This window comes from Streptomyces microflavus, assembly GCF_014650075.1.
Classification (GTDB): domain Bacteria; phylum Actinomycetota; class Actinomycetes; order Streptomycetales; family Streptomycetaceae; genus Streptomyces; species Streptomyces microflavus.
The window spans coordinates 80,198-105,600 of record NZ_BMUG01000015.1 but is presented as its reverse complement, the minus strand read 5'-3'; the positions used below and the strand labels follow the sequence as shown (position 1 = coordinate 105,600).

Genomic DNA, 25,403 nt, shown 5'->3' with positions numbered 1-25,403 from the left:
GGCATGAGCCTGATCGGGGATGGCCTGAACAAGGCGGTGCAGAAGGCGTTCACCCGCCCCGTACCCAGGAGCGCGGGCGCGCAGATGCGGTACCTGGTCAAGCAGCTCGGCGGCACCAAGGCCGTCGCGCAGATGCTGAGGATCTCCCAGCGCACCGTCGAGCGGTACGTGAAGAACCAGATCAAGAAACCCCGCCCCGACCTCGCCGGACGCATAGACCGTGAAGTGAAGGCACGGTGGCAGCCGCAGATCCGGGCCAAGGCCAAGCAGAAAGCCGCCTCCACGGGCGGCATCATCATCGACACCCGCGCCCGCCTCGGCTACACCGCCCCCATCGGCTCCACCGACCAGGACCGCATCCGCCACCTCACCATCGCCCTCCCCCCGGTCCACGCCGCCCGCCTCTTCGACGCCCAAGAGGCCGGGGCCAGCGATGCCCGGCTTCAGGAGATCGCCGCCGAAGCCCTCAAGGAGGTCTACTTCCAGGATGGCGGCCGCCGCGCCGGCTCCCTGGACGAGGTCCGCTTCACGAACATCGAGCACCTCGAGTTCGACCTGTAACCGTGTGCGGAACGGGATCAGGCTCGGACCTGGGATGAGCCGAAGCACGATAGGTGCCACATCAGCAGACGTGTTATCACCAAGCTGACGGACGCAGCCCGCCTGTGCTCTGTACTTGCATGGGGCCCGGCGCGTCTCCCGGGAACGAGCTGGGGGTCTGGGGGTAACAGGCGCTGAACAGTGTCACGGTGTCCTCTGACATGAGATCTTGGCCGTTTGCCAGGGAATTTCGATGACCAGCAGTCCTCTGCCACTTGATCTTGACCGATGGTCCTCCAGTGTGAAGGGGAGAGGCCGTGGGCCAGATGTCGTTTCGGCCGGACATCCCGGTTGGGCCCTTCCTGCTCTGAGATCATCAGCAGGACCGTACAACTGAACGCAGGGGCGGAGAACATGATCAATCTGGTGCTGCTCGGCGTCTTGGCGCTCACCGTCGGCGGGTGTGCATGTGTGGTGTGGGCAGAGCGCGGCGGACCCCGCTGGGCCCGCCGCGTGGCGACCGTGACGCTCGCCGGGAGCGAGTTCGTGCGTCGCTCCCACAAGCGCCGGAACCGGAGCGGGAACCGGACCACCAGTGGTGGTGACTAGAAACGGTCAAAGTCGCCCGGAAAGCGGTCAAGATCCCTTGTCAAGGGTCACGGTGACGGAGTGCGAGCGTGACACCTCCTGCCACGCCCACCTCGCAGGAGTGTCACGTCGACTCACATAGGCGCCCTATCTCCGATTCGCAAGGCCCGTTGAGGCTCTCCCGGCACACTTCCCGGAGGGAACGTGACACCTCAGATCCGACCTCCCGCGAACGCCTGGGCAGCACAGAATGTGGCCGCCCAACTGGAGGAATGAAGACCATGACTTCACGACTGCCAACCGCTCCGGCGTGCGCGGGGTGAAGTCGGCCACTGGTGCACCCGGGCATCCCGCCAGGACGGAACCGCGCCGTCCCATCCTGCTCCTCCTGCCGCGCCGCCGTACTGCCTCGCCTGGGAGCGGGAGGCAGATCCCGCCGTACGACCCGCTGAGCCGCCGCGATGTGAGCCCGGACCTGCCCGAGGGAGGCCTCCAGGGGCCCGCCGTGTGCGGCCAGTACGACACAGAGGACGTCCACGACGCTCAGCGCATCGTCGGCGGTCGACGGCCACCAACCCTCGGACTCACCCGCCTCCACGAGGCCGACGACGGTATCCCCGAGGGAACTGACCAGCCTTCCGTCCGTACGGAAGAATCGCCGGGGTGACAACCGACAGCGCCACCGCCGCGCTCTACGCCCAGGCCCTGCGCAGCACGGCCGCCGACCCGAGCCGGTGCACCGTGCCGTGCCGTGGGGCGTGTGCCCCGAGCACGGCACCACCCTCAAGTCCACCGGCGGCCGCGCCTGGTGCATGGACTTCACATGCTTCAACGCCTGGACCTACGACCGGCTGGACGCGGCCTGCACCGAGCCGGCCACCCACACCGTCCAGGCCGACGACGGCGACCGCTACGTGGTCTGCGACGGCCACGCCCTGACCGCCCGCACCCAGATCACCAACGGCCGGATCCTGCGCGGCCTGCCCGCCGCCTGAGCACCGAGGATCCGCACCATGGACGACGACCCGTACCCGCTGAGCACCGTCGTGGACAGGGCCCGCGGGTACCTCCACCAGGCCGGGCTGTTCGACAGCGAGGAGTTCCCCGCCATCGAGGACGACGTGACCGAGCTGGCCCGCGAGATCATCGGCGACGTCGAGTCCTCGCTCGGCATGTCATGCTCCCGGCCCGCTCCCGGCCCGCTCCCGGCCCGCTCCCGGCCCGCTCCCGGCCGGGTCGCACGGAGTGGCCCCGGGGGCTGCGCCCGCCCGATACCGTGGTGGCACACGCCCGTTCGCGCCCAGGAGGCCCCGATGAGCGAACAGCCGGCCCCCGCCGACAGCACCGTCCGGCAGCAGCTGGAGCCCGACGCCGCCGACGGACTGCGCGCGTACGCGGCGAAGACCCGCGAGAGCGCCGACCAGCTCGCGGCCGTCCTGGAGGACATCGCCACCAACGGCCTGCCCGATCCCGAGCAGTGCACGCCGTGGGAGGAACTGCGCGAAGCCCACCTCGCCCGGCTCGCCGCCCAGCGCCCGGCTGTCGCCTGATGCCCGCACCGCACGGCCCACGCCGCCGCGCCCGCATCGCGTTCTCCGACTCCGCCGCGAAGCAGCTGGACACCATCACCAGCGAAGCCGAGCTGCACGCCCTGGACCGCGCCCTGGTCGTCGTCTCCGTCGATCCCGACACCGGCGAACTCCTCCCCGGCGACAGCTCCGGCCCGCACCTGCGCCAGTACGTCGACGACGTCGAACGCGTCCGGCTCGTGTACTGGGTCACCGCGCTCAAGACCGTGGTGGTTGTCGCCTTCATCGAGATCTAGCACTCGCACCGGCCGTCGCGCTGCTCCTGGTGCTGCCCGTGCTGCCCGGCCTCCCCGGCACCAGTCGGGTGGTGCCGGGAGAGCGATGACATTCGATGCCGGCCCCGGCCGGCGTACGGCGAGCTGCTTGTGGAGCAGCGCCCGATCAGCCGACGCTCTGCCCGCTGCGGGGTCCGTCGGGTCCGAAACTCTGGTGTTCCTCATCCCAGCTCCTTACGCTGCGCCCGGGCCGACCGGCGTGCAGCTTGCTCTGGAGAGTGCCTTGGGTTGAGTCGCTTGAGTCGCTGGGTTGGTCAGCGACTCAACCTGAGCGACTGACAGCTGCTTCGGTCGCTCCCCCGGGAAGCGAAGAAACCGCAGCTCAGGAAGGGGCCGCGCGGTGGAACAGCGACCGAAGCGACCGGACTTCGTCATATATCAAGAACTCCTGTGTGCGCGTGTGCGTCATATATAGCGAGCTTCAGTCGCTTCAGTCGCTGTTGCGGCAGTGTCATGCCTCTGAGCTGCAGTTTTCTGAAAGCTGGTGAGCAGCGACCGAAGCCCCCCGGTCGCTGCGTAGTCAGTTCGGTCGCTGCTCAGGCAGGCAGTCTCGCTAGCTCGCCAGCGGGAGACGCGCCCTTCTCGTCACGGCAGCGCCAGTAGTGGGCGGCAGTTCGCTAAGGTGTGTTTGTTGTTCAGTCGCTTCGGTCGCTTTGAGGGGGTGTTGATGCCCTGCTGACCTGCGCTTTTCCCCCAGCGACTCACGGGATGAAGGCTTGCTTCCTTCAGTCGCTGATGTGCGACTCGCTACGGCGAGGTGGTGTGCCCGACAGGGCTGGCCGGTGCACCCCCTGGCCCCCGGCCGCAAGACTCCCGCGGCGAACTGTGAAGCATGCCGCCGACCCGGTCACTCCCACGCAGGGTGCGCCTGCCCGTCCGAGGGCCGCTGGTGCCACAGTTTCCACGCGGCGACGCTGGACCATGTCGAGGCCGAGTCCGGTGACCGCCGCCTCGATGAAGATGGCGGGAATGGCGACCTTGAGCGGGCGCGAGGGAACCAGGGGGACGTGCGAGGCGGGCACGTGTCTCTCCGGAGTGTGCGGTGCCCGTCGGAACGGCTCGGGCCCGCCGCCCGCGGCGTCGCTGCCGCGGGCGGCGGTGACCGACTGGGCGTCCTCGGAGGAATCCGAGGACACCCAGACCGTGCCGGCCACCAGAGAAAACGTCACGGACAGCGTCATGGTGAGACGGCACGCCCGCGTCGGTCCTCGTCGCCGTCGGCAGCGGACGTTAGGGGCCCGCGGAACCTCCCGATTAGCAGGTGTTGTTCGCCGGGTTCAGTGGAGTGCGCCGTGACCTGCAGGGGGTGCGGGCGCCTTCACCGCCGCCGACGCATCTGATCGCCTGGCTGGGGAGCGCGGGCATCTTCAGCTGAGGGGGACCCTGGGCCAGAAGCCGCCAGAGCCTTGAGCGGTAGGCAACACCGACGTATCGGCTCGCTCCTCCCCTGCCTCTTCACCGAGCTCGCCGAATCACACCACGGGGGCCAGGCGTACCGGAGATCGTGCCCCCGCTGCGCCGGGCCGAACGCTGCTCGTCATGCGGAGGTCAGGGCTTGCTGTCGTGCGGCAGGGAGCGCGGTCGGCGAAGCGTGATCATCAGGAAAGCGGCGACGGCGAGGGCCGTCCCGAGGACGATGGACACCAGGGACGCTTCGGCGACAACTTCCCATGTTGTGCTGGTTGAGGGCCGACACGTCGGATCGCAGTCCCCGGAGGTCGCCCGGGGGCTTCTGGCAGACCAGCCGGCGGACAGACCGAGGCAGAAGAACAGGACGCCGCACCAGAACACTCTGCGGACCAGGAGGAGGTACCTACGTGAATGGGTATCGACCATCGCACCACGGTCTCAGGCACCAGAGCTATTGGGCAATACGGTGAAAGCAGCCCTGGCCGGGGCCAGAACCTCCTGCATGGCCGCGGACCGTTTGAGCCGCAAAGACCGTCGCCCGTCGCGGCAAGACGTTTCGTTCGGGCAGGGTCGGCACTTGGACTCTGTCTGGTTTAGACCTCCTGGACGTCCGTGCTCAAGTCGGCAGCATCACGGCGGCGACTGTGCTCGGGCAGCAACCCGAGGAGATCGACGCGCAAGCAGAGGCCCCTGCTGGCCCCTGACTTCATCTTCCCGGCCGCGGGCGTCCCTGGTCGTGCTGCGGCACTGGAAGGCCCCAGGATGCGCGGGATCACCAATCGGGCGCGGGTGTGACGAGGCAGAGATCATTCCTACCGATTCTTTCCGGGCATCGGTCGTCTGGTCTTCTGCTATGTCGGCTTCGGGGCTAGGACGGCGCCACCGCGCTCTGACACCTCCACGACGCCTCGGTTCGCATTTCGCGGGGGCCGCGAACTCGCGGTCCCGCGAATTGCGTTGTTCCAGTTCCGGGTGGGCCGCCACTGCCCGATACTTTTCCGGGCGGCGTCGCCGTGGCGTCGCGACGAGGGGGGACACCATGTCGCAGCAACCGTTCGCAGGACCGCCGGGACCGGGCGGCACCGGGGGGAAGCCGGCGCCGCCCACCGACGAGCACATGCGCACCGCACTGGAGGCACTCCTGCGGGCGCTGCTCAACGAGACGATCAAGGGCTGGGCCACCAAGGCGGGCGCGACCAAGAGCCTGGACGCGCGCCTCGCCCACCTGGCACCGGAGCGCCGGGCGATCTGGATCGCCGAGATCAAGAAGGTCGTCCTCGCCCTGCGCGCGAAGCTGGTACCGCTCACCGCCCAGCTCGCCGGGTCCGTCGACGCCGCACTCGTCAACGCCAAACAGGTGAAGTACGCCAACCTCACGGACGACCAGGTCGTGGCGGCCGACCTCACCACCCTGTCCATCCTCGACTCGTTCCTGCACGCGACCCCGATCATGGCGGCCCTCGACATCGCCCTGCAGGGGCTCTCCGACGAGGTCACCGCGTACGTCACCCGCTCGCAGAGCGTCGAGACGTGGCTGGCCGGCCGCAAGCAGTGGTGCGTCCATGAGTACGGCGAACTCGACATCCTTGTCCAGGAGGTCGACACCACCCTCCACACGATCGACGCCCTCCAGCTCGGCCCGTTCCTGACCGTGTGGATGGGCCCGGTCACCAAGTTCCGCAAGGCCGCCGCGGTCGTGCTCGCGACGCCCCTGGACAGTGTCTGGCAGAACGCCGACACGGCGCTCTGCACGGCGTTCTCCCAGCCCGAGGCCACACTGAAGCAGACCGTCGGCGCCGTCGTCGACACGCACGGCAGCGAGGCGAACGCCGCCCGGACGCAGCTGTGCGGCAGCGTCTTCCGCCTCACCGACGACATGCTCCAGCGCCTCGCGCCGCTCGCGACCATGGCGCCTTCACTCAAGAGCGCCTGCACCGCGATGACCACCGACTACGGCGAGCCCTGGCTGCTGTGCCTCAGCTCCCTGGCCGCGCCGGAGGAGATCACGCAGGTGCTGACGCACTGCGCCAACAAGCTCGTCATGAAGCCCTTCAAGCTGGTGGCCCCGCCGCACTGCACGACGGTCCAGCTGTCGAAAGCCTTCAGCGTGCTGGCGACCGTCGCGGACTGGGAGGAAGCCTGTATCGCGCTCAACTCCGCGTGGACCGAGATCCCCGTTCCCGGCGGCGTCACCCCGATGATGTGGCTCCGGATCGGCGAGTGGTGGGTCCCCTGGGCCTTCTCGGTCGGCGGCATGGAGACCGACATGGCGTGCCTCAAGCACATGACGCAGGAACTCGGCCCCCACCTCTCCGAGGCCAAGCTGACCCACTACTTCGCCGAACTGGTCGCCGCTTGCCGCATCGCCCAGGACCAGTGGGCCTCCGCGGGGCGCCCCGCGAAGCTCGAATGCCCCGGTATCACCCCCGGCGTCGGCACCTGGAAGATCATCATCAAGCTGAGCCACGGCAAGCCGCAGATCTACCACGTGGACAGCCAGTACAAAAAGTCGGCCTGGGTTAGTCAGCCGAAGTGAGCGGCGGGATCCGCCACGGCCAAACGAAGAAGGGTCACCGCCCAAGCATCGCCCCAGAGAAACTGCCCGGCTACCCCGGCGTCACCGACTACGGCGCCCTGGACGGCGCCCGCGCACGCCACTGCGCCAAGTTCCGGGCTTCACCGTCTACCCCGAACCCCACCACCACGCCGCCCGCTCTCCTGCAGTCCCTCGTCCGGCTGCCCGCACGGGAACACTCCAAAGAGCTCTACGCCGCCACCGCCGCCGCTGGCGTTCCTCAACGCCAGCGGCCGCCCGGTGAAGGTGAGCACCGACCAGGCCGTGGACAGACCGAGTAGACGACGAAGACGTCAGGAAGCCGAGGGTTTCAGGGGGTCCAGGTGGCCAAGGCGGCGGCGATGTCACGGACGTCGAGTCCGTTCGCACCCGTCCGAACACGTGCGCTGATGACGGTCGGCACACTGCTCGCGGTGCCATGCCGCTGCTTCGCCGCTTCACTACGTCCTCCGGCACCTGCCGGGTTCACCCTGCGCAACACCTTCGGGCTCGTCCGTGAGACCACGATGTGGAACGCCCTTGGCCGGGCCGCCGTGCTGTACGCCGTGGGCGACGATGGCGACCTGCACGGCTTCCTCTTCGCGCGCGGCACCGCGGTTTGACGCGTTCCGTGACCCGGAGGCCCAACGGGACCTGCTTGCCGAGGTCTTCGACGTGGTCAGCCAGATCCGTATGCCCCGCTGGTCCAGCGGCAGGGTCGCGCTGGTGGGCGACCTTGCGTACGCGCCCTCGTTCCTCACCGGACAGGGCTCCAGCCTTGCCCTGGTCGGCGCGTACATGCTCGGCGGATCCCTGGCGGCCGAACGGGATCACGCCGCGGGCTTCGCCACCTGCGAGCGTGATACCCGTGCGTTCATGACCCTGAACCTGGATCAGGTCGGCAAGGGCGAGGCCGCCCTCTTCCCGACCACCGCCCGGGTGCTGGAGCAGCGCAAACCATGCCGCGCGGTCTCGGCTCCATGCCCCAGGCAGAGGGGCGGCCAGCCCATTCGGCGCTGGGGGGCTGCCGGAGTTCAGGCTCCCTGGATGAGGCCGGCCCCTGTCTGGCGGGGGGCCCGCAGGGGGTTGTCGTCGCGGAGTTCGGAGGGCAGGAGGGCGTCGGGGAAGGACTGGTAGCAGACCGGCCGCAGCCAGCGCTCGACGGCGAGGGTGCCGACGCTCGTCGCCCCGGGCGAACTCGTCGCGGGCCACGGCCCCCCGTGCACCATCGCGTGACAGACCTCGACGCCGGTGGGCCAGCCGCCCCACAGAACGCGGCCCGCCCGCTCCTCCAGCACCGGCAGCAGCCCGAGGGCCGTCGAACGGTCGGCGTCCGTCCCGTGCAGGGTGGCCGTCAGCTGGCCCTCCAAGTCCTCCAGCAGCTGCAGGAGTTCGTCCGTACCAGACCAGCGCACGACGAGCCCCGCCGCGCCGAAGACCTCGCCCGTGAGGTCCTCGTGCGCGGCGTACGTGGCCGCGTCGCACTCCAGGACGACGGGGGCCGGCGTGTACGGGCCGGCCCCGGCCGTGCCCCGGGCCACCTCACGTACGCCTGGGACGTCCTCCCACCGCCGTACGCCCTCCGTGTACGCCCGGGCGATGTCCGGGGTGAGCATGACCTGCCCTTCCGTTGCCTTCATGGCCTGGGCCACGGCCGAGAGGAAGGCGTCGCCCGCCGGTCCGGCCGGCAGTAGCAGGAGGCCGGGGTTCGTGCAGAACTGCCCCGCGTCGGCCGTCAGCGACGCCACGTACGGGGCGGCCGCCTGTTCCGGTCGGGCGAGGGCTCCGTCGAGCATGATCACGGGATTGACCGCGGACATTTCGGCGTGGACCGGGATGGGCACCGGGCGCGACCGGCTGGCGGTGATCAGCGCCAGCCCGCCGGCCCGGGAGCCGGTGAACCCCACCGCGGTGATCCGTGGATCGCCGACCAGGGCGAGGCCGACGTCATGGTCCCGGCCCACTAGCAGGGAGAACACGCCGGCCGGCATGCCGGTGCGCGCGGCGGCGGTCGTGACGGCGCGGGCCACCGCCTCCCCGGTGCCCGGGTGCGCCGGGTGCGACTTGACCACCACGGGGCAGCCGGCGGCCAGCGCGGACGCGGTGTCGCCGCCCGCGACCGAGAATGCCAGCGGGAAGTTGCTCGCACCGAACACGGCCACCGGGCCGAGAGGGACGCGCCTGAGCCGTACGTCCGTGCCCGAGGGGCCGGTGTCGATTCGGGCGCCGAGGGCCGTCCCGCTCCTGACGAGGTCGGCGAAGAGGCGCAACTGCCCGCAGGTGCGCCCACGTTCACCGGTCAGTCGGGCCGGCGAGAGTCCGCTCTCCCGGGCCGCGAGTTCCAGCAGGGCGTCGCCGAGTGTCTCGATCTCCTCCGCGCAGGCGTCAAGGAAGGCGGCCCGCCGCTCGGGAGGCAGGGCGCGGAAGGCGCGGGAGTCCGCCGCGGCGAGCCGGGCGGCCTCGGCGACCTGTTCCGTCGAGGCGTCCCAGTGCGGGGGGCCGAACGGTTCGCCTGTCGCGGCGGCGACCGCGTACCAGGCGTCCCGGGTGCCGGGGACCTCGCGACCGGCCAGGAGTGAGTGCCCGGTCAGGGGGGCGGGTCCGTTCGGGAACGAGTCCCCGGGCAGGGATGGGTTTCCGGTCGGGTTCACAGCGATGCGTCTCCCTGTGCGCGCCGGTGGGCGCGCCGTCGTCGGGTGCCCGGGTGAAAGTCACCGGAGCGGTGGCGTTGTCCTCGGGTCGTCCGGATGTATAGCCTAAGCAATGGCATGTGACATTGCACTAAGGAGCGGCCATGAAAGTCGTCGTCGTCGGAGCGGGCATCGTGGGCGCCGCGTGCGCGTTCCACGCCGCCGCAGCGGGGCTCGACGTCACGGTCCTCGACCGGGGTCCCGTCGGCGCGGGCACGACCAGCCGAGGGGAGGGCAACATCCTTCTCTCCGACAAGGAGCCCGGCCCCGAACTGGAGCTGGCCCGGCTCAGCCGTGACCTCTGGGACGAGGTCGGCGAGGAACTCGGTCCGGAAACGGTCGAACTGGAGGCCAAGGGCGGCCTGGTCGTCGCGAGCACACCCGAAGCCCTCGGGGCCCTGCACGCGTTCGCCGCACGCCAGGCGGGCGCAGGCGTCCGCACCCAAGCCGTCGAGCGCGTCGGCGAACTCGAACCCCATATCGCGCCCGGCCTCCCCGGCGGCGTCCACTACCCGCAGGACGCCCAGGTGCAGCCCGTTCTCGCGGCGGCCGCACTGCTGCGTGCCGCGGTCCGGCACGGCGCCCGGACGCACACCGGCGAGGCTGCGGCCGCGGTCACCGGGGCCGGCGGCAGGATCACCGGAGTGCGCACCGCAGATGGCACGGTGCTGCCCGCCGAGGCCGTGGTCAACGCCGCCGGCACCTGGGGCGGCGAGGTCGGCCGCCGGCTCGGCGCACCCGTCGAGATCCTGCCCCGCCGGGGCTTCGTCCTCGTCACCGAGCCGCTGCCGCCGATGATCCGGCACAAGGTCTACTCCGCCGACTACGTGGCCAACGTCGCCTCCAGCGACGAGGGGCTGGAGACGTCGTGCGTCGTCGAGGGCACCCGCGCGGGCACGATCCTGATCGGCGCCAGCCGCGAACGCGTCGGCTTCGACACCGCGATGAACCCGGCCGTGGTGGCCACGCTCGCCGCCCAGGCGTGCCGCCTCTTCCCGTTCCTTCGCGGCGTCCACCTGATCCGCGCCTACCGGGGCTTCCGACCGTACTGCCCGGACCACCTGCCGGTCATCGGCCCCGACCCCCGCGTCCCCGGCGTCGTCCACGCGTGCGGCCACGAGGGCGCCGGCATCGGCCTCGCACCCGGAACCGGCGCCCTGGTCACCGCCCAACTCCTCGGCCGCCCGTGGCGCGGCGCCGATCCGGTCGCCCACACCGGCCTCCTGCCCGACCGATTCCTCACCACCGGAGGTGTGCCGAAGTGACCACAGCGACCGCGTTCACCGTGGACGGCGAACCGTTGCCGTTCGTACCGGGACAGACCCTGGCCGCCGCGCTCGTCGCCTCGGGCCGGGTCGCTTGGCGGACTACCCGGGGCGGGCGACGGCCCCGGGGGATCTTCTGCGGGATCGGCGTCTGCTACGACTGCCTGGTGACCGTCGACGGATTGGGCGGGCAGCGTGCCTGCCTGGTGCAGGCCCGCGCGGGCATGGCCGTCACGACCGGGGAGGGCGACGATGAGTGAGTCCCGTGACCTCGTGGTGGTGGGCGCGGGCCCGGCCGGTATGGCTGCCGCCGCCACCGCCCTGGACGGCGGACTGCGGGTCGTTCTCGTCGACTCGGGCGCCGCCCCGGGCGGCCAGTTCTGGCGCCACCCCGCGCTCTTCGCGCGAGAGACCCTTCCGACCGCCGATCTGCACCACGGGCTGAGCACCTACCGGGCGCTGTGCTCCACCCTCTCCGCTCACGAGCGCACCGGACGGCTCACGCTGCTGCTGAACCACCACGTGTGGACCACGGCCCGCGACGAGGACGGCTTCGCCGTCCACGCCATGGACCGCGGCCGGGCGCCCGAGGAGGAGGCCGTCGTGCTGCGCGCACCGGCCCTCCTGGTGGCGACCGGCGCCTACGACCGCCAACTCCCCTTCCCCGGCTGGGACCTGCCCGGTGTGCTCACCGCCGGGGGGCTCCAGTCGCTGCTCAAGGGTGGGGGAGTCGTCCCCGGCCGCCGGGTGGTCCTCGGCGGCACGGGCCCCTTTCTGCTGCCGGTCGCCGCCGCGCTCGCCGCACGCGGGGCGAAGGTCGTCGCCGTGTGCGAGGCGGCGGCGCCCTCGGCCTGGCTGCGCCACCCCGCAGCCCTGCTGCGCAACCCCGCCAAGTGGGCCGAGGGCGCCCGGTACGCGGGCACCCTCGCCCGGCACCGCGTCCCGGTCCGGACCCGCACCGCGATCGTCGGCGCCGAAGGGGAGGGGCGGGTCGCCGTGGTGCGCACCGCCGCCCTGGACACCGACGGGCGCCCGCTCCCGGGCACGGAGCGCCGGATCGAGGCCGACACCGTGGGCGTCGGCTGGGGCTTCGTCCCCCAGCTCGACCTGCTGCTCCCGCTCGGCTGCGGCCTCGGCGACGCGGGCGACGGCACCATGGCCGCCGCCGTCGACGACGGACAGCGCACCACGGTGCCCGGGCTGTACGCGGCGGGCGAGACCTGCGGCGTGGGCGGGGCCGCGCTCGCGGTGAGCGAGGGCCGCGTCGCCGCCGTCTCGGTGCTCACCGACCTCTGTGCCCCTGGCCGGCCCGGCACCCGCCGCCCGGCCGCGGAGCGCCGGGCGGTGGCCCGGCACCGCGCCTTCGCCCGAGCGATGGCGCAGGCACACCCCCTGCCCCCCGCCTGGCCCGCGTGGCTGACCGACGACACACCGGTCTGCCGGTGCGAGGAGGTCACCGCGGGGGCGGTCCGGTCCGCCCGCGCCGACCATTCGGCAGCCGACCACCGGCAGGTCAAACAGCTGACCAGAGCCGGTATGGGCTGGTGCCAGGGCCGGATGTGCGGGCCCGCCGTGCACTGCCTCGTCGCCCGCGGCGAGCCGTACGCCCCGGCCGAGCGGCTGATCGCGACCCCCGTCACCCTCGGTGCGCTCGCCGATTCCGGCGAGTCCACTTCCGACCACACCTGAGGAGTTCCCATGGCCCTGGACCGCACCTCCACCCGCACCCGCATGCCCTGGCACGGCGTCATCGTCGCGACGAGCCTCCCGTTCGGTCCGGACCTCGCCGTCGACCACGGCGCCTACGGGGACAACGTCGCCTGGCTCGCCGAACAGGGCCTGCACGGCGTCGCCCCGAACGGCTCGCTGGGCGAATACCAGACCCTGACGTACGAGGAACGCGACCGCGTCGTGGAGACCGCCGTCGCGAACGCCTCCGAGGGTTTCACCGTGATGCCGGGCGTCGGAGCGTACGGCGCGATCGAGGCGAGGCGGCACGCGCTGTTCGCCAAGGACGCCGGCTGCCAGGCCGTCATGTGCCTGCCGCCCAACGCCTACCGGGCCGACGACCGCGCCGTCCTGGAGCACTACGCGATGGTGGCCTCCGCCGGACTCCCCGTCACCGCCTACAACAACCCCATCGACACCAAGGTCGACCTTCGCCCGGAGCTGCTGGCCAAGCTGCACGCCGAAGGGTTCATCGTGGGCGTGAAGGAGTTCTCCGGCGACGTCCGCAGGTGCTACGCCATCAACGAACTCGCCCCCGGGCTCGACCTGATCGTCGGCACCGACGACACCCTCCTGGAAGTCGGCGTCGCCGGCGCCAAGGGCTGGGTCGCCGGCTACCCCCAGGTCTTCCCGCGTGCCTGCCTCGACCTCTACAACGCCTCGCTGGCCGGCGATCTCGGCACCGCGCTCCCGCTCTACCGACAGCTCCACTCCGTACTGCGCTGGGACAGCAGGACCGAGTTCGTCCAGGCGATCAAGCTCGGCCAGGACTTGATCGGCAGGACCGGCGGCGGCTGCCGTCCGCCCCGGCAGACCCTGGACCCGGAGACCGAGGCCGTCGTCCGCTCCGCCACCCAGGCCCTCATCGACGCGGGGGTGAACTGACGTGCGCTCGAAGGTCTGCTACCACGCGGTCGACTCGCACACCGAGGGAATGCCGACCCGGGTCATCACCGGCGGGGTGGGTGTCCTGCCGGGCGCGACGATGTCCGAGCGACGGCAGCGGTTCATGGCGGAGCGCGACGGACTGCGCACCCTGCTCATGTGCGAGCCGCGCGGGCACGGGGCCATGTCCGGAGCGATCCTCCAGCCACCGACCCGGCCGGACGCCGACTTCGGCGTGCTGTTCATCGAGGTCTCCGGCTGCCTGCCCATGTGCGGCCACGGCACCATCGGCGTGGCCACGGTCCTCGTGGAGACGGGCATGGTCGAAGCGGTCGAACCGGAGACCCTCATCCGCCTCGACACCCCCGCCGGCCTCGTCCTGGCACGGGTCGCCGTGCGCGACGGCCGCGCGGAGTCCGTCACCCTGGAGAACGTCGCCTCCTACAGCCACGCGCTGGACCAGGTCGTCGAGGTCGAGGGGTTCGGCCCGATCCGATACGACATGGCGTACGGCGGCAACTTCTACGCCATCGTGCGCACCGGGGACCTCGGCATCCCCTTCGACCGGGCGGAGAAGGGGCGGCTGCTCGACGCGGGCCTGGCCGTCATGGGGGCGATCAACGAGCGGCACCCGGTGGTCCATCCGGAGAACCCCGCGATCGACGTCTGCCACCACGTCTATCTGGAGGCGCCCGGCTCGACCGCCGAGCACTCGCGGCACGCCATGGCCATCCACCCCGGGTGGTTCGACCGCTCGCCCTGCGGGACGGGAACCAGTGCCCGGATGGCCCAACTGCACGCGCGGGGACAGCTGAAGACCGGGCAGGACTTCGTCAACGAGTCCTTCATCGGCTCGCGCTTCACGGGCCGGATCCTGGCGGAGACCACGGTCGGCGGCAGGCCCGCCGTGCTGCCCTCCGTCACCGGCCGCGCCTGGATCACCGGGACCGCGCAGTACCTGCTCGACCCCACGGACCCCTATCCGACGGGATTCACCGTATGACGGCCGACCCGCACACCGGGCCAATCGGGACGGCGTACACCGGGCCGATCGGGACGGTCGACTGGCACACCGGCGGCGAGCCGTTCCGGATCGTGCCCGTGTCCCCGCCGGCCGTGACCGGGCACGGGCCCACCGTCGCTGAGCGCCGCACAGCCGCCATGGCCGACGCCGGGGTTCAGTGGACCCGGGCCCTGCTGTGCGGCGAACCGCGCGGCCACGCCGACATGTACGGGGCCTTCCTGGTGCCGCCGGACGACGCCGGGGCCCACCTCGGCGCCCTCTTCTGGCACAAGGACGGCTTCTCCACGGCCTGCGGGCACGGCACGATCACCCTCGGCGCCTGGGCGGTCGCCACCGGCCTGGTCCCGGCGCCGGCCGACGGCACGACGGACGTCGTCATCGACGTCCCCTCCGGCCGCGTCACGGCGAGCGTGCGCACGGTCGGCGGCCGGGTCGCGGACGTGACGTTCGTCAACGTTCCCGGCCATGTCCACGCGCGCGGCGTCGAGGTGGCCACCTCACAGGGAGCCGTCACCGTCGACATCGCCTTCGGCGGCGCCATGTACGCCGTGCTTCCGGCGTACCGGCTCGGTCTGCGAGTCCGGCCGCGGGACGTCACCGCATTCGTCGCGGCCGGCCGCGAGATTCGCGACGCGCTGAACGCCGCCCACGCCGCCGAACACCCCGAGGACCCACGACTGTCCGGCGTCTACGGGACGGTGTTCACCGAGGAGGCCGGCGCCCCGGTCGAACGGCCCGACGGCACCTGGCTGCTGCACCACCGCAACGTCACGGTGTTCGCGGACGGCCAGGTCGACCGCTCCCCGTGCGGCTCGGGCACCGCGGCCCTGGTGGCGCTCCTCGCCGACGCCGGGGAACTGCGCCTCGGCGACGAGTTGAGGCACGAATCGGTGGTGGGGTCCGTCTTCCGTGCCCGGATCGAGCGGCCGGCCACGGTCCACGGCCGCCACGCGGTCGTCCCGGCCGTGACGGGCACCGCGTACGCCACCGGAACCAGCCGCTTCACCGTCGATCCCGACGACACCCTCGTACCCGGGTTCGTGCTGCGATGACGGTGACGCTCGACGCGGCGGAGGTGTTCGCGCTCGGTCCGGCCGGGGCCGTCGCCGCGGTCCGGGAGGCGCTGGCCGGGGGGCTCGATCCGGACGGCGACGTACCGCGGGCGGTCGTGCCGCTGGCCCACGGTCAGGGGCTGCTCATGCCCTCGGAGTCCGGCGGCTGGTTCGGCGTGAAGATCGCCACCGTCGCGCCCGGCAACGCCACGCGCGGGCTGCGGAGGATCAACGCCACGTATCTGCTGCACGACAGCGCGACCCTGACGCCGGTGGCCCTGCTGGACGGGGTGGCGCTGACGACCCTGCGCACCCCCGCCGTCTCGGTGGCGGCCTGCCTGGACCGGCTGCGCGCGCTCGCCGACGGGGGCGGAGGGCTGCGCCTGGTGGTCTTCGGCGCGGGCCCCCAGGGGAGGGGCACGTCGCCGCCGTACGGGCCCATGTCCCGGTGGCCGACGTCACGGTCGTCACCCGGCGCGGGGGGCACGTGCCCGGCTGGGCGGACCGGCGCCTGACCGCGGACGGCGGGGGAGCGGCGGATCGGGTGCGACGCGCGGACGTCGTCGTCACCGCGACGTCCGCGCGCGAACCGGTGGTCGACGGACGGCTGGTGCGCGACGGCGCGGTGGTGCTGGCGGTCGGCTCGCACGAACCGGACGCGCGGGAGCTCGACAGCGTGCTGATGGGGCGTGCCACCGTCCTGGTGGAGAGCCGCGCCACCGCCCTCCGCGAGGCGGGCGACGTCGTCATGGCGGTCCACGAGGGCTCGCTCGCCCCGGACGACCTCGTCACCCTGGCGGAGCTGACCGGGTCACGGGCGGACGTCCCGGCCGACCGCCCGCTGGTCGTGAAGACGTGCGGGATGGGCTGGCAGGACCTGGTGGTCGCCGTCGCAGCCCACCGGCGTAAGGAGGGGAGGCCGGGGGAGCGGAGCTGACCGCCCTCCGACACCGGCTCCCGGAGGTGCCCTACGCCAACACGTGCCGCCCCGCGCGGACTTCGGTGCGCGCCAATGCCCGCCGCCCCGACCGGACTTCGGCGTCAGCGTGCGCCACCCCCGACCGCACTTGGCGTCAGCGCGCGCCGAGCTTGCGGGACGGGGCGGCGCGTTCGGCTTCCCCCTTCCGGGCCGCCCACAGGGTCCGCACATGCGCGAGATGGCGGCGCATGTGCTCCTCGGCCCCCTCCGCGTCCCCCGTGATCATGATGTCCAGGAGCGCGGCGTGCTCCCGCGCCGAACCCACCAGCGACCCCTCCTGGGACAGGTCGGTGAGTCCGTAGAGCCGGGAGCGCTTGCGCAGGTCGGCCACGGTCTCCACGAGGCGGGCGTTCCCGGCGAGGGCGAGCAGGTCGAGATGGAAGCGGCGGTCCGACTCCAGGTAGGCGATCAGGTCGCCGCCCTGCGCGGCGGTCACGATCTCCTCGGCCACCGGGCGCACTGCCTCCAACTGCTCGCGGGAGGCGGTGCGGGCCACGCGGCCGATGGTGGGGATCTCGATGAGCGCGCGGATCTCGGTGTACTCGTCCAGGTCGCGCTCGGAGAGTTCGGTGACGCGGAACCCCTTGTTGCGGACCGCCTCGACCAGGCCCTCGCGAGCCAGATCCAGCATGGCCTCGCGCACGGGCGTGGCGGAGACGCCGTACTCGGCGGCGAGCGTGGGCGCCGAGTAGATCACGCCCGGCTGGAGTTCCCCCGCGATCAGCGCGGCACGCAGGGCGTTGGCCACCTGGTCGCGCAGATGCTCCTGCACCGAGATGAGTTTGCGGGACTTCAGCTCACTCATGCGTTCCCCTTCAATGATGTGGCACCGCACTATACAATGTCACGTTGCGCGGTGCCTCATCGGCCGAAGGTCAGCGCTGTCAGCTGTCCAGCAGGCGGGCCATCCACTCCTCGACGCCGTCGACCGTACGGGGCAGCGCGCCGGAGAGCAGCTTCGCCCCGTCCGCGGTGATCACCAGGTCGTCCTCGATGCGCACGCCCATGCCGCGCAGCTCGGGCGGCAGCGTCTCGTCGTCCGGCTGGAGGTAGAGCCCGGGCTCGACGGTGAGGACGTGGCCCTCCTCCAGTACGCCGTCGAGATAGGTCTCCGCGCGGGCCCGCGCGCAGTCGTGCACGTCGATGCCGAGCATGTGCCCGCTGCTGCACAGGGTGTAACGGCGGTACAGGCCGCTGTCGTCGGCGAGCGCCTCCTCGGGCGGGACCGGCAGGATGCCCCACGCGTGCAGTCCCTCGGCGATGACGCGCATGGCCTCGCGGTGGAAGTCCCGGAACCGGGCCCCGGGACGCAGGACGCCGATGGCGGCCTCCTGTGCGGCCAGCACCAGTTCGTAGACGTCCCGTTGGGCCGGTGAGAAGCGGCCCGACAGGGGGAGGGTGCGGGTGATGTCCGCGGTGTAGAGGGTGTCGGTCTCCACCCCCGCGTCGAGCAGGAGGAGTTGGGACGGGTCGAGCGGTCCGTCGTTGCGGATCCAGTGCAGGACGCAGGCGTGCGCGCCCGCCGCCGCGATGGTCTCGTACCCCGTGCCGTTGCCCTCGCTCCGGGCGCGCAGCTGGAACACGCCCTCGATCCAGCGTTCGCCCCGGGGGTGGCGCAGGGCGTCGGGCAGCGCGCGCGCGACGTCCTCGAAGCCCGCCGTTGTGTGGTCGACGGCCAGTTGGAGCTGGCCGACCTCCCAGGAGTCCTTCCGCAGCCGGAGTTCGGCGAGCGCGGCGTCCAACTCGGCGTCCCCCGCCGGAGTATGGGACCGGGCTGCCAGCAGGCCGTCCACCCGGGCGTCGACGCCAGCGAGCAGGCGGGTCGGCGGCTGCGGGCCGGTGAGGAGTTTCGCCAGGTCGTCGAGGTGGGCGCAGCGCAGCCCGGTCAGCGCCGCCGTCTCGTCCAGGTCGGGGCGGCGGCCGACCCAGAACTCGCCGTAGCGGCGGTCGCGGTAGAAGTCGCTGGTGTTCCGGGGGGAGCGGGGGCGGACGTGGAGCACCGCCTCGTGCCCCTCGGGGCCGGAGGGTTCGAGGACCAGGACGTGGTCGGGCTGCTCCTCGCCGGTCAGTCCGGTCAGCCAGGCGTAGGCGCTGTGCGGCCGGAAGCGGTGGTCGGTGTCGTTCGAGCGGACCTTGAGCGTTCCGGCGGGTATGACGAGCCGCTCGCCCGGGAAGCGGGCCGACAGCCGCTCCAGGCGGTCCGGCAGCAGGGCGCGGCCGGGGACCTGTGCGCCGGCGGGCAGTGGGGACGGCGCCCAGTCGGCCGCCATGAAGGCGTCCAGGGCGACCGGGACGGGCAGATCGTGGCTGCCGGTGTGTACCTGGGCCGGGGACTCCGAGGTCATGGGTCTCCTTCGAGGGTGAGTGGAGGATGCCGTAGCGGCAGGCGGGTGAGCGTTCGTCAGCCCCGGTGTCCGCGGCGCTCCCGGTCCGCTGGGCGGCCCGCGTCGAGGGGACACGTTTCGGTAACGGGGTGACGTACTCCTTGGCTGTGCAATTTCACATTACTATGTTACGGGTCACACCACATGGATGCAGGCGCATTTTCCGGCCCGCTCCGCTTCGCGTTCCGCAAGCAGTCGCCCCCCCCCGGGTCGCTCGGCCGCCCGGATCACCGGGCCCCTCCGGGCCGTCCCTTTCCTCCCGGCCTGTTCCCGTATGCGTCCTCCGGCCTGTTCCCGGTCTGCCGCGTCCCTTCCCCGTACGAGGAGTGCACCCATGTCCCGTCGCACCCGGATGCTGTCCGCATCCCTGAGCACCTCGCTCGCCCTGGCCCTGCTGGGCGCCTGCACCGCGCAGGGAGGTGACGACCGCGACCCGGACAAGCGACAGCCCGGTGTGGCGACCGGCACCGTCATCGGCGGCACGCCGAAGCGGGGCGGCACCCTGACCGTGCTGTCCAACCAGGACTTCGCCCACCTGGACCCGGCCCGCAACTGGGTCATGCCGACCATGGACTTCGGCACCCGGCTGATCTACCGCACCCTGACCACCTTCCGCGCCGCACCCGGGAAGAAGGGCAGCGAGATCGTCCCCGACCTCGCGACAGACCTCGGCAGATCTTCCGACGGCGGCCGCACCTGGACCTTCACCCTCAAGCCCGGCCTCGTCTACGAGGACGGCACCCCGATCCGGGCCCGCGACATCAAGTACAACGTCGAGCGGTCCTTCGCCCCCGACCTCGCCGGGGGACCCGACTACGCCCAGCGTTATCTCGCCGACGCCGAGGGGTACGCCGGCCCGCTGGACGGCAAGCACCTCGACTCGATCCGGACCCCCGACGACCGGACCATTGTCTTCGCGCTGCGCAGGCCCGTCGCCGAGTTCTCCTACACGGTCACGCTGCCTACCTTCTCGCCCGTGCCCGAGTCCCGTGAGAAGGGCGTCCAGTACGACCTGCGACCCTTCTCCTCCGGCCCGTACCGAATCGAGAGCTACGCGCGCGGCAAGAAACTGGTGCTGGTCCGCAACACCCACTGGGACGCGGCGACCGACCCGGTGCGCAAGGCCTACCCCGACCGCATCGTCGTGATCCAGGGGCTCAAGGGCGGCCAGATCGACGACCGGATCATCGAGAGCGCGGGCGTCGACGCCTCCGCCGTCGAGTGGTCCGACCTCCAGCCCTCCAGCGTCGCCAAGGTCCTGCCGAAGCCGGAGATCCGGCAGCGGCTCTCCGCCGAGCGCACCGGCTGTACGGACATGCTCGCGCTGAACACCTCCCGGGCCCCGTTCGACGACCCGAAGCTCCGTCAGGCGATGCAGTACGCCGTCGACAAGGAGGCCCAGGTGACCGCCAACGGCGGCCCGGCCCTCAACGACGTCGCCACCGCCTATCTGCCACCGTCCCTCACGGGCGGCCGGGCCGCCGCCCCGGTCCACGGCGGGCCGGCCACCGGTGATGTGAAGAAGGCCGAGAAGCTGCTCGCCGAGGCGGGCAGGGCCGACGGCTTCGACACGACGATCACCGTGTCCACCGGTGACAAGACTCGCGCCGAGGCGCTCCAGCAGAGTCTGGCCCGGGTCGGCATACGGCTGCGGATCGCGACCGTCGACCCCTCGGTCTACTACGACACCATCGGTGACACCGCCAACGCCCCCGACATGGCCATCAGCGGCTGGTGCCCGGACTACCCGTCCGCCGCCACCTTCCTGCCGTTCGTCTTCGACGGCCGCACCATCAAGCCCAAGGGCAACCAGGGCAACGTCTCCCAGTTCCGCGACAAGGCCGTCGAGCGCCGCATGGACGAGATCGCCGCGATGTCCGACGCGAGCGCCGCCAACAAGGCGTGGACCGCGCTCGACCGGGAGATCCAGCGCACGTCCCCGGCCGTCCCCCTGCTCTGGGAGCGCAAGCCGCTGCTCGTCGGCGACAACATCGCCGGAGCCTTCGGGCACCCCTCCTGGACCGGCCAGTTCGACTTCGCCGTGATCGGTCTCAAGGACCCGTCCCGAAGCAAGGGCTGAGGGGACGAGGACCCATTCCCATGAGCATCGCCACCGCCCCGGCCACCGGACCGGCAGCCGGCGGCCCCGGCTCACCCGCCCTGCCCGACTCCCCCTGGCGGACCACCTGGCGCCGCCTGTGGGGCGACCGGGGCAGCCGGACCGCCCTGATCGCCGCCGCCCTGCTGATCCTGGTCGCCCTCACCGCGCCCCTGCTCAGCCGAATGGGCGGCTGGTCGCCCACCGCCTTCGACGCCGACGCCATCGACCCCTACCTCGGCGGCCTGCCCCACGGCGCCCTCGGCGGCATCAGCGCCGAACACTGGCTCGGCGTCGAACCGGTCACCGGCCGCGACCTGTTCGCACGCGTCGTCCACGGTGCGCAGGTGTCCCTGCTGATCGCCTTCGCCGCCACCGCGATCGTCGTCGTCACCGGCACCGCCGCGGGCATCGCCGCCGGCTACTTCGGCGGGCGCGTCGACACCGTACTGAGCCGGCTGATGGACCTCACCATGTCCTTCCCCTCGCTCATCTTCATGATCGCGATGATGTCGGTGGCCCAGGACGTCAACCGGGTCGTGCTGATGACCGTCGTCATCGGCGCCTTCGGCTGGCCCGGCATCGCCCGCGTAGTGCGCGCCGAGGCGCTCTCCCTGCGCCACCGCGAGTTCGTCGAGGCCGCCCGCGCCTGCGGGAGCGGGCCCTGGCGCATCCTCACCCGGCAGGTGCTGCCCAACATCTCCGGGCCCGTCATCGCGTACACCACGCTGCTGATCCCCGGAATGATCAGCACGGAGGCGGCGCTCAGCTTCCTCGGGGTGGGCGTGCGCCCGCCCACCCCCTCCTGGGGCCAGATGATCGCCGAGGCCGTCGCCTACTACGAGACGGACCCCATGTACTTCATCGTCCCCAGCGCCTTCCTCTTCGTCGCCGTCCTCGCCTTCACGGTCCTCGGCGACGCGCTGCGCGACATCCTCGACCCCCAGGGAGGACGCCCGTGACCGCCTACCTGGTCCGCAGACTCCTCGGCGTGGCCGGCGTCCTCCTCGCCATCTGCGCCGTCACCTTCGTCATCTTCTACCTGCTGCCCGCCGACCCCGCCTCGGCGGCCTGCGGCAAGACGTGCAGCCCCGAACGGCTCGCGGAAGTAAGCCACTTCATGGGCCTGGACCAGCCAGTGTGGCGACAGTTCGGCGACTACCTCGTCGGCATCTTCGCCGGCCGCGAGCTGGGCACCGGCCCCCACGCGCTGCAGTGCGGCTTCCCCTGCCTCGGCTACTCCTACGAGAACGCCCTGCCGGTGTGGGACCTGCTGATGGACCGCCTGCCCGTCTCCGTCTCCCTGGCGTCCGGCGCCGCCTGCCTGTGGCTGGTGCTCGGGCTGAGCGCCGGAGTGACCGCAGCCCTGCGCAAGGGAGGACTGCTCGACCGCACCCTGATGGTCGGCGCGGTGGCCACCGCGTCCCTGCCCGTCTACTTCACCGCGGTGATGCTCCTGTATGGCCTGGTCCGGCTGACCGGGCTGCTGCCCTACCCCGCCTACGTCCCGCTCACCGACGACCCCCTCGCCTGGGCGGCCAACCTGCTGCTGCCCTGGATCGCCCTGGCCCTGCTCTACGCCGCCATGTACGCCCGCCAGAGCCGCAGTTCGATGATCGAGACGATGGGGCAGCCGTACATCAGGACCGCCCGCGCCAAGGGTCTGCCCGCCCGGACCGTCGTGGTCAAACACGGGCTGCGGTCCGCGATGATGCCGGTCCTCACGCTCTTCGGCATGGACCTCGGCGCCCTGCTGGCCGGAGCGGTCATCACCGAGTCCATCTTCGGCATCCCCGGCGTCGGCAGGCTCTTCTACGACGCCCTGCAACGCGCCGACCAGCCCGTCGTGCTCGGCGTCACCCTGCTCGCCGCCTTCTTCATCGTGGCGGCCAACGTCGTCATCGACCTCCTGTACGCCGTCGTCGACCCGAGGGTGAGGAACTGACCCGTGCCGCCCACCACCGAACCGGACCACCCCCTGCTGCGCGTCCACGACCTGCGGGTCGCCTTCGACACCCCCGCCGGAACCGTCCAGGCGGTCGACGGGGTCAACTTCACCGTGGAGGCCGGCCGCACCCTGGGGCTGGTCGGCGAATCCGGCTCCGGCAAGTCGGTCACCTCCCTCGCCGTGATGGGCCTGCACCGCAGGGCCAAGGTGAGCGGATCGATCACCCTCGCCGGACAGGAGCTCCTCGGCCTGAGCGACCGCCGCTTCGGCCGGCTGCGCGGGCGCCGGATGGCCATGGTCTTCCAGGACCCGCTGTCCGCACTGCACCCCGCGTACACCGTCGGCGAACAGATCGCGGAGGCCCACCGCCATCATTTCGGCAGTGGCCGGCGCGTCGCCCGCAGACGAGCCGTGGAGATGCTCGGCGAGGTCGGCATCCCCGAACCGGCCCGCCGCGCGGGGGAGTACGCGCACCAGTTCTCCGGCGGCATGCGCCAGCGCGCCATGATCGCCATGGCCCTGTCCTGCGAACCCGAACTCCTCGTCGCCGACGAACCGACCACCGCGCTCGACGTCACCGTCCAGGCGCAGATCCTCGAACTGATCGCCCGGCTCCAGCAGGATCGCGGACTCGGCGTCCTGATGATCACCCACGACCTGGGCGTGGTGGCCCGCGTCGCCCACGACGTGCTCGTCATGTACGGCGGGCGCGGCGCCGAACAAGCCCCGGTGGACGAGCTGTTCCACAGCCCCGCCCACCCCTACACCCGGGGCCTCCTGGACTCCCTGCCCCGACTGGACGAACCGGACGACGCACCGCTGCGCGCGATCCCCGGCTCCCCGCCGTCACCGGCCGAACCGAGACCCGGCTGCCCCTTCGAACCGCGCTGCCCCAGGGCCGCCGCCGCCCCGGCCCCGAAGCGGGGTCGCTGCGCCGGGGAGAGCCCCCGCCCCGGGGTCGTGCCCGGCGGCGGCCGGCTGGTCGCCTGCCACCTGCCCCTCGTCCCGACCGTCCCGCACTCCGGTCCGCCCGGCGGGCCCCCCGTACCGGCCGAGGAGGCCTGATGAAACCCACGCTCTCCAAGTCCCCCCATCCCAAAGCGAGTTCCACGGAGAACGGTGCCGCGTCCCTGCTGTCCGTACGCGGTCTGGTGAAGACGTTCCCCGGCCGCCGCGTCCTGGGCCGCGCCGCCGCGCCGGTCCGCGCGGTGGACGGCGTCGATCTGGAGCTCGCCGCGGGGGAGGCCCTGGGGCTGGTCGGAGAGTCCGGCTGCGGCAAGTCCACCACGGGCCGGATGCTGGTCCGGCTGCTGGAACCCACCGCGGGGACCGTCGAGTTCGAGGGCCGCGACATCACGCATCTGTCCCAGCGCGAGCTGCGGCCGGTCCGGCAGCGCCTCCAGATCATCTTCCAGGACCCCCACGCTTCACTGAACCCCCGGCAGACCGTCGCCCGGATCATCTCCGAACCCCTGCTGGTGCAGGGGGCCACGGTCCGGGCGGCCCGGGACCGGGCCGCCGAACTGCTCGACCTGGTGGGGTTGGGCTCCGAACACCTGGACCGGCACCCGTACCAGTTCTCCGGCGGCCAGGCCCAGCGCATCGGCATCGCCCGCGCCCTGGCGACCGGCCCCCGCCTGATCGTCGCCGACGAGCCGGTCTCCGCGCTCGACGTGTCTGTACAGGCTCAGGTCGTCAACCTGATGGAGCGTCTGGGCGGGGAGCTGGGCCTGTCGTTCCTCTTCATCGCCCACGACCTGTCCGTCGTGAAGCGGGTGTGCGACCGGGTGGCGGTGATGTATCTGGGCCGCATCGTCGAGATCGGCGACAAGCGCGAGCTGTACGACAGGCCGGCGCACCCCTATACCCGGGCGCTGCTCTCGGCGGTCCCGCTGCCCGACCCGGCGGCGGAGCGCCGCCGGGAGCGGATTCTCCTGCTCGGCGACCCGCCGAGCCCGGCCTCGCCGCCCAGCGGCTGCGGCTTCCATCCGCGCTGCCCCAAGGCGCAGGCCGTGTGCCGTACCGAGCGGCCGCTGCTCCAGGTCGTGGGCTCCGGCGCGCGTACAGCGGCCTGTCACTTCCCCGAAACGGGCTGAGAGGCCCCCAGCGGCCCGCCACACGCCCGGCGGGCTACCCCGCCCCGCCTGGCCGCGTTCACCGGAAAGTCGTAGCGGATTCGGCCACATGCCTTCCCAGTGATGTGTGACCTGTGCCATTGTACATGTCACAGCGCGTGGGCATGTCAACTTCGGAAATCGACCCCATTCCGTCCGGCCGACAACACGGCACGACAACACCCCCTGCCCCCGCCCTGTGCATCCCATCGGTCACGCATGCGCGTGCCTCCGATCCCTCATGGGAGGAAACAACGTGAGAACCACACTCGTCCGCCGA

Annotated in this window: 20 protein-coding genes and 3 pseudogenes; 19 read left to right on the top strand and 4 right to left on the bottom strand. The window is 71.9% G+C overall.

The features are described 5' to 3' along the window. The first annotated feature begins 3 nt into the window (after positions 1-3). The 5 genes from tpg to IE264_RS33735 all read left to right on the top strand — a co-directional run bounded on the left by tpg (position 4) and on the right by IE264_RS33735 (position 2,953). Positions 4-561: a telomere-protecting terminal protein Tpg gene (gene tpg, locus IE264_RS33750; RefSeq protein ID WP_032759648.1), complete on the top strand. Its 558-nt coding sequence runs from the start codon at positions 4-6 to the stop codon at positions 559-561. Positions 562-954: 393 nt separating this feature from the next. After that, positions 955-1,149, top strand: a complete 195-nt coding sequence (locus IE264_RS38240; RefSeq protein WP_078657603.1) for a hypothetical protein — start codon at positions 955-957, stop codon at positions 1,147-1,149. A gap of 725 nt (positions 1,150-1,874) precedes the next feature. Further along, the gene (locus IE264_RS33745) at positions 1,875-2,123 is read left to right on the top strand and encodes a hypothetical protein (protein WP_032759647.1); all 249 of its coding nucleotides are present in this window, start codon (positions 1,875-1,877) and stop codon (positions 2,121-2,123) included. Positions 2,124-2,441: 318 nt separating this feature from the next. After that, the gene (locus tag IE264_RS33740) at positions 2,442-2,678 is read left to right on the top strand and encodes a hypothetical protein (RefSeq protein WP_032759687.1); all 237 of its coding nucleotides are present in this window, start codon (positions 2,442-2,444) and stop codon (positions 2,676-2,678) included. Continuing rightward, positions 2,678-2,953 carry a hypothetical protein gene (locus IE264_RS33735; protein WP_032759646.1) on the top strand — a complete coding sequence of 92 codons (276 nt, stop codon included), beginning with the start codon at positions 2,678-2,680 and terminating at the stop codon, positions 2,951-2,953. Before IE264_RS33740 ends, IE264_RS33735 begins: the two co-directional genes overlap by 1 nt. A 962-nt stretch (positions 2,954-3,915) precedes the next feature. On the opposite strand, the pseudogene IE264_RS38235 reads toward IE264_RS33735, so the two are convergent. Beyond that, a pseudogene (locus IE264_RS38235) lies at positions 3,916-4,173 on the bottom strand (class F sortase); the annotation flags it as partial. Positions 4,174-5,441: 1,268 nt separating this feature from the next. Between IE264_RS38235 and IE264_RS33730 the strand changes: the two are divergent. Continuing rightward, complete coding sequence (locus IE264_RS33730; protein WP_032759644.1) at positions 5,442-6,938, top strand: hypothetical protein; 1,497 nt, start codon at positions 5,442-5,444, stop codon at positions 6,936-6,938. 497 nt (positions 6,939-7,435) lie between these two features. Further along, positions 7,436-7,975: pseudogene (locus IE264_RS33725) on the top strand (FAD-dependent oxidoreductase); the annotation flags it as partial. Between the two features lie 15 nt (positions 7,976-7,990). Here the strand turns inward: IE264_RS33725 and IE264_RS33720 are convergent. Then, the gene (locus tag IE264_RS33720; RefSeq protein ID WP_078657602.1) at positions 7,991-9,607 is read right to left on the bottom strand and encodes an aldehyde dehydrogenase (NADP(+)); all 1,617 of its coding nucleotides are present in this window, start codon (positions 9,605-9,607) and stop codon (positions 7,991-7,993) included. Between the two features lie 143 nt (positions 9,608-9,750). Between IE264_RS33720 and IE264_RS33715 the strand changes: the two genes are divergently transcribed. From IE264_RS33715 to IE264_RS33685, 7 genes and pseudogenes are all read left to right on the top strand, one after another. Then, on the top strand, positions 9,751-10,911 hold the full coding sequence (locus IE264_RS33715) for an NAD(P)/FAD-dependent oxidoreductase (RefSeq protein ID WP_032759643.1): 1,161 nt from the start codon (positions 9,751-9,753) through the stop codon (positions 10,909-10,911). Further along, entirely contained in the window at positions 10,908-11,171 is a 264-nt protein-coding gene (locus IE264_RS33710) for a (2Fe-2S)-binding protein (protein ID WP_032759642.1), read from the top strand. Before IE264_RS33715 ends, IE264_RS33710 begins: the two co-directional genes overlap by 4 nt. Beyond that, positions 11,164-12,600: an FAD-dependent oxidoreductase gene (locus tag IE264_RS33705; protein ID WP_032759641.1), complete on the top strand. Its 1,437-nt coding sequence runs from the start codon at positions 11,164-11,166 to the stop codon at positions 12,598-12,600. Before IE264_RS33710 ends, IE264_RS33705 begins: the two co-directional genes overlap by 8 nt. A gap of 9 nt (positions 12,601-12,609) precedes the next feature. Continuing rightward, complete coding sequence (locus IE264_RS33700; protein WP_032759640.1) at positions 12,610-13,524, top strand: dihydrodipicolinate synthase family protein; 915 nt, start codon at positions 12,610-12,612, stop codon at positions 13,522-13,524. A 1-nt stretch (position 13,525) separates the two neighbouring features. Continuing rightward, a complete protein-coding gene (locus tag IE264_RS33695; RefSeq protein WP_032759639.1) occupies positions 13,526-14,527 on the top strand; it encodes a proline racemase family protein in 1,002 nt (333 codons plus the stop codon). Beyond that, the gene (locus tag IE264_RS33690) at positions 14,524-15,600 is read left to right on the top strand and encodes a proline racemase family protein (protein WP_032759638.1); all 1,077 of its coding nucleotides are present in this window, start codon (positions 14,524-14,526) and stop codon (positions 15,598-15,600) included. Before IE264_RS33695 ends, IE264_RS33690 begins: the two co-directional genes overlap by 4 nt. Beyond that, positions 15,597-16,537: pseudogene (locus IE264_RS33685) on the top strand (ornithine cyclodeaminase family protein). The gene IE264_RS33690 and the pseudogene IE264_RS33685 overlap by 4 nt, the downstream one beginning before the upstream one ends. Positions 16,538-16,673: 136 nt before the next feature. Here the strand turns inward: IE264_RS33685 and IE264_RS33680 are convergent. Together IE264_RS33680 and IE264_RS33675 are read right to left on the bottom strand one after the other, a co-directional pair. Continuing rightward, positions 16,674-17,384 carry a GntR family transcriptional regulator gene (locus IE264_RS33680; RefSeq protein WP_032759637.1) on the bottom strand — a complete coding sequence of 237 codons (711 nt, stop codon included), beginning with the start codon at positions 17,382-17,384 and terminating at the stop codon, positions 16,674-16,676. A gap of 79 nt (positions 17,385-17,463) precedes the next feature. Next, on the bottom strand, positions 17,464-18,924 hold the full coding sequence (locus IE264_RS33675; RefSeq protein WP_032759636.1) for an aminopeptidase P family protein: 1,461 nt from the start codon (positions 18,922-18,924) through the stop codon (positions 17,464-17,466). 373 nt (positions 18,925-19,297) lie between these two features. Between IE264_RS33675 and IE264_RS33670 the strand changes: the two genes are divergently transcribed. From IE264_RS33670 to IE264_RS33650, 5 genes are read left to right on the top strand one after another with little or no spacing between them, the layout of a single operon-like run. Further along, positions 19,298-21,043 carry an ABC transporter substrate-binding protein gene (locus tag IE264_RS33670; protein WP_032759635.1) on the top strand — a complete coding sequence of 582 codons (1,746 nt, stop codon included), beginning with the start codon at positions 19,298-19,300 and terminating at the stop codon, positions 21,041-21,043. A gap of 20 nt (positions 21,044-21,063) precedes the next feature. After that, positions 21,064-22,023 carry an ABC transporter permease gene (locus IE264_RS33665; RefSeq protein ID WP_032759634.1) on the top strand — a complete coding sequence of 320 codons (960 nt, stop codon included), beginning with the start codon at positions 21,064-21,066 and terminating at the stop codon, positions 22,021-22,023. Further along, a complete protein-coding gene (locus IE264_RS33660; RefSeq protein WP_190167758.1) occupies positions 22,020-23,006 on the top strand; it encodes an ABC transporter permease in 987 nt (328 codons plus the stop codon). The genes IE264_RS33665 and IE264_RS33660 overlap by 4 nt, the downstream gene beginning before the upstream one ends. A 3-nt stretch (positions 23,007-23,009) precedes the next feature. Beyond that, on the top strand, positions 23,010-24,074 hold the full coding sequence (locus tag IE264_RS33655) for an ABC transporter ATP-binding protein (protein ID WP_032759632.1): 1,065 nt from the start codon (positions 23,010-23,012) through the stop codon (positions 24,072-24,074). Beyond that, positions 24,074-25,105, top strand: coding sequence for an ABC transporter ATP-binding protein (locus IE264_RS33650; protein ID WP_032759631.1), 1,032 nt, complete (start codon positions 24,074-24,076; stop codon positions 25,103-25,105). Before IE264_RS33655 ends, IE264_RS33650 begins: the two co-directional genes overlap by 1 nt. Positions 25,106-25,403: the final 298 nt, after the last annotated feature.

What these genes read in the sequence shown, in the direction of transcription:
- tpg (WP_032759648.1), top strand. Translation starts at nt 4, where the DNA reads ATGAGCCTGATCGGGGATGGCCTGAACAAGGCGGTGCAGAAGGCGTTC.
- IE264_RS38240 (WP_078657603.1), top strand. Translation starts at nt 955, where the DNA reads ATGATCAATCTGGTGCTGCTCGGCGTCTTGGCGCTCACCGTCGGCGGG.
- IE264_RS33740 (WP_032759687.1), top strand. Translation starts at nt 2,442, where the DNA reads ATGAGCGAACAGCCGGCCCCCGCCGACAGCACCGTCCGGCAGCAGCTG.
- IE264_RS33735 (WP_032759646.1), top strand. Translation starts at nt 2,678, where the DNA reads ATGCCCGCACCGCACGGCCCACGCCGCCGCGCCCGCATCGCGTTCTCC.
- IE264_RS33730 (WP_032759644.1), top strand. Translation starts at nt 5,442, where the DNA reads ATGTCGCAGCAACCGTTCGCAGGACCGCCGGGACCGGGCGGCACCGGG.
- IE264_RS33715 (WP_032759643.1), top strand. Translation starts at nt 9,751, where the DNA reads ATGAAAGTCGTCGTCGTCGGAGCGGGCATCGTGGGCGCCGCGTGCGCG.
- IE264_RS33705 (WP_032759641.1), top strand. Translation starts at nt 11,164, where the DNA reads ATGAGTGAGTCCCGTGACCTCGTGGTGGTGGGCGCGGGCCCGGCCGGT.
- IE264_RS33700 (WP_032759640.1), top strand. Translation starts at nt 12,610, where the DNA reads ATGGCCCTGGACCGCACCTCCACCCGCACCCGCATGCCCTGGCACGGC.
- IE264_RS33690 (WP_032759638.1), top strand. Translation starts at nt 14,524, where the DNA reads ATGACGGCCGACCCGCACACCGGGCCAATCGGGACGGCGTACACCGGG.
- IE264_RS33680 (WP_032759637.1), bottom strand. Translation starts at nt 17,384, where the DNA reads ATGAGTGAGCTGAAGTCCCGCAAACTCATCTCGGTGCAGGAGCATCTG.
- IE264_RS33675 (WP_032759636.1), bottom strand. Translation starts at nt 18,924, where the DNA reads ATGACCTCGGAGTCCCCGGCCCAGGTACACACCGGCAGCCACGATCTG.
- IE264_RS33670 (WP_032759635.1), top strand. Translation starts at nt 19,298, where the DNA reads ATGTCCCGTCGCACCCGGATGCTGTCCGCATCCCTGAGCACCTCGCTC.
- IE264_RS33665 (WP_032759634.1), top strand. Translation starts at nt 21,064, where the DNA reads ATGAGCATCGCCACCGCCCCGGCCACCGGACCGGCAGCCGGCGGCCCC.
- IE264_RS33650 (WP_032759631.1), top strand. Translation starts at nt 24,074, where the DNA reads ATGAAACCCACGCTCTCCAAGTCCCCCCATCCCAAAGCGAGTTCCACG.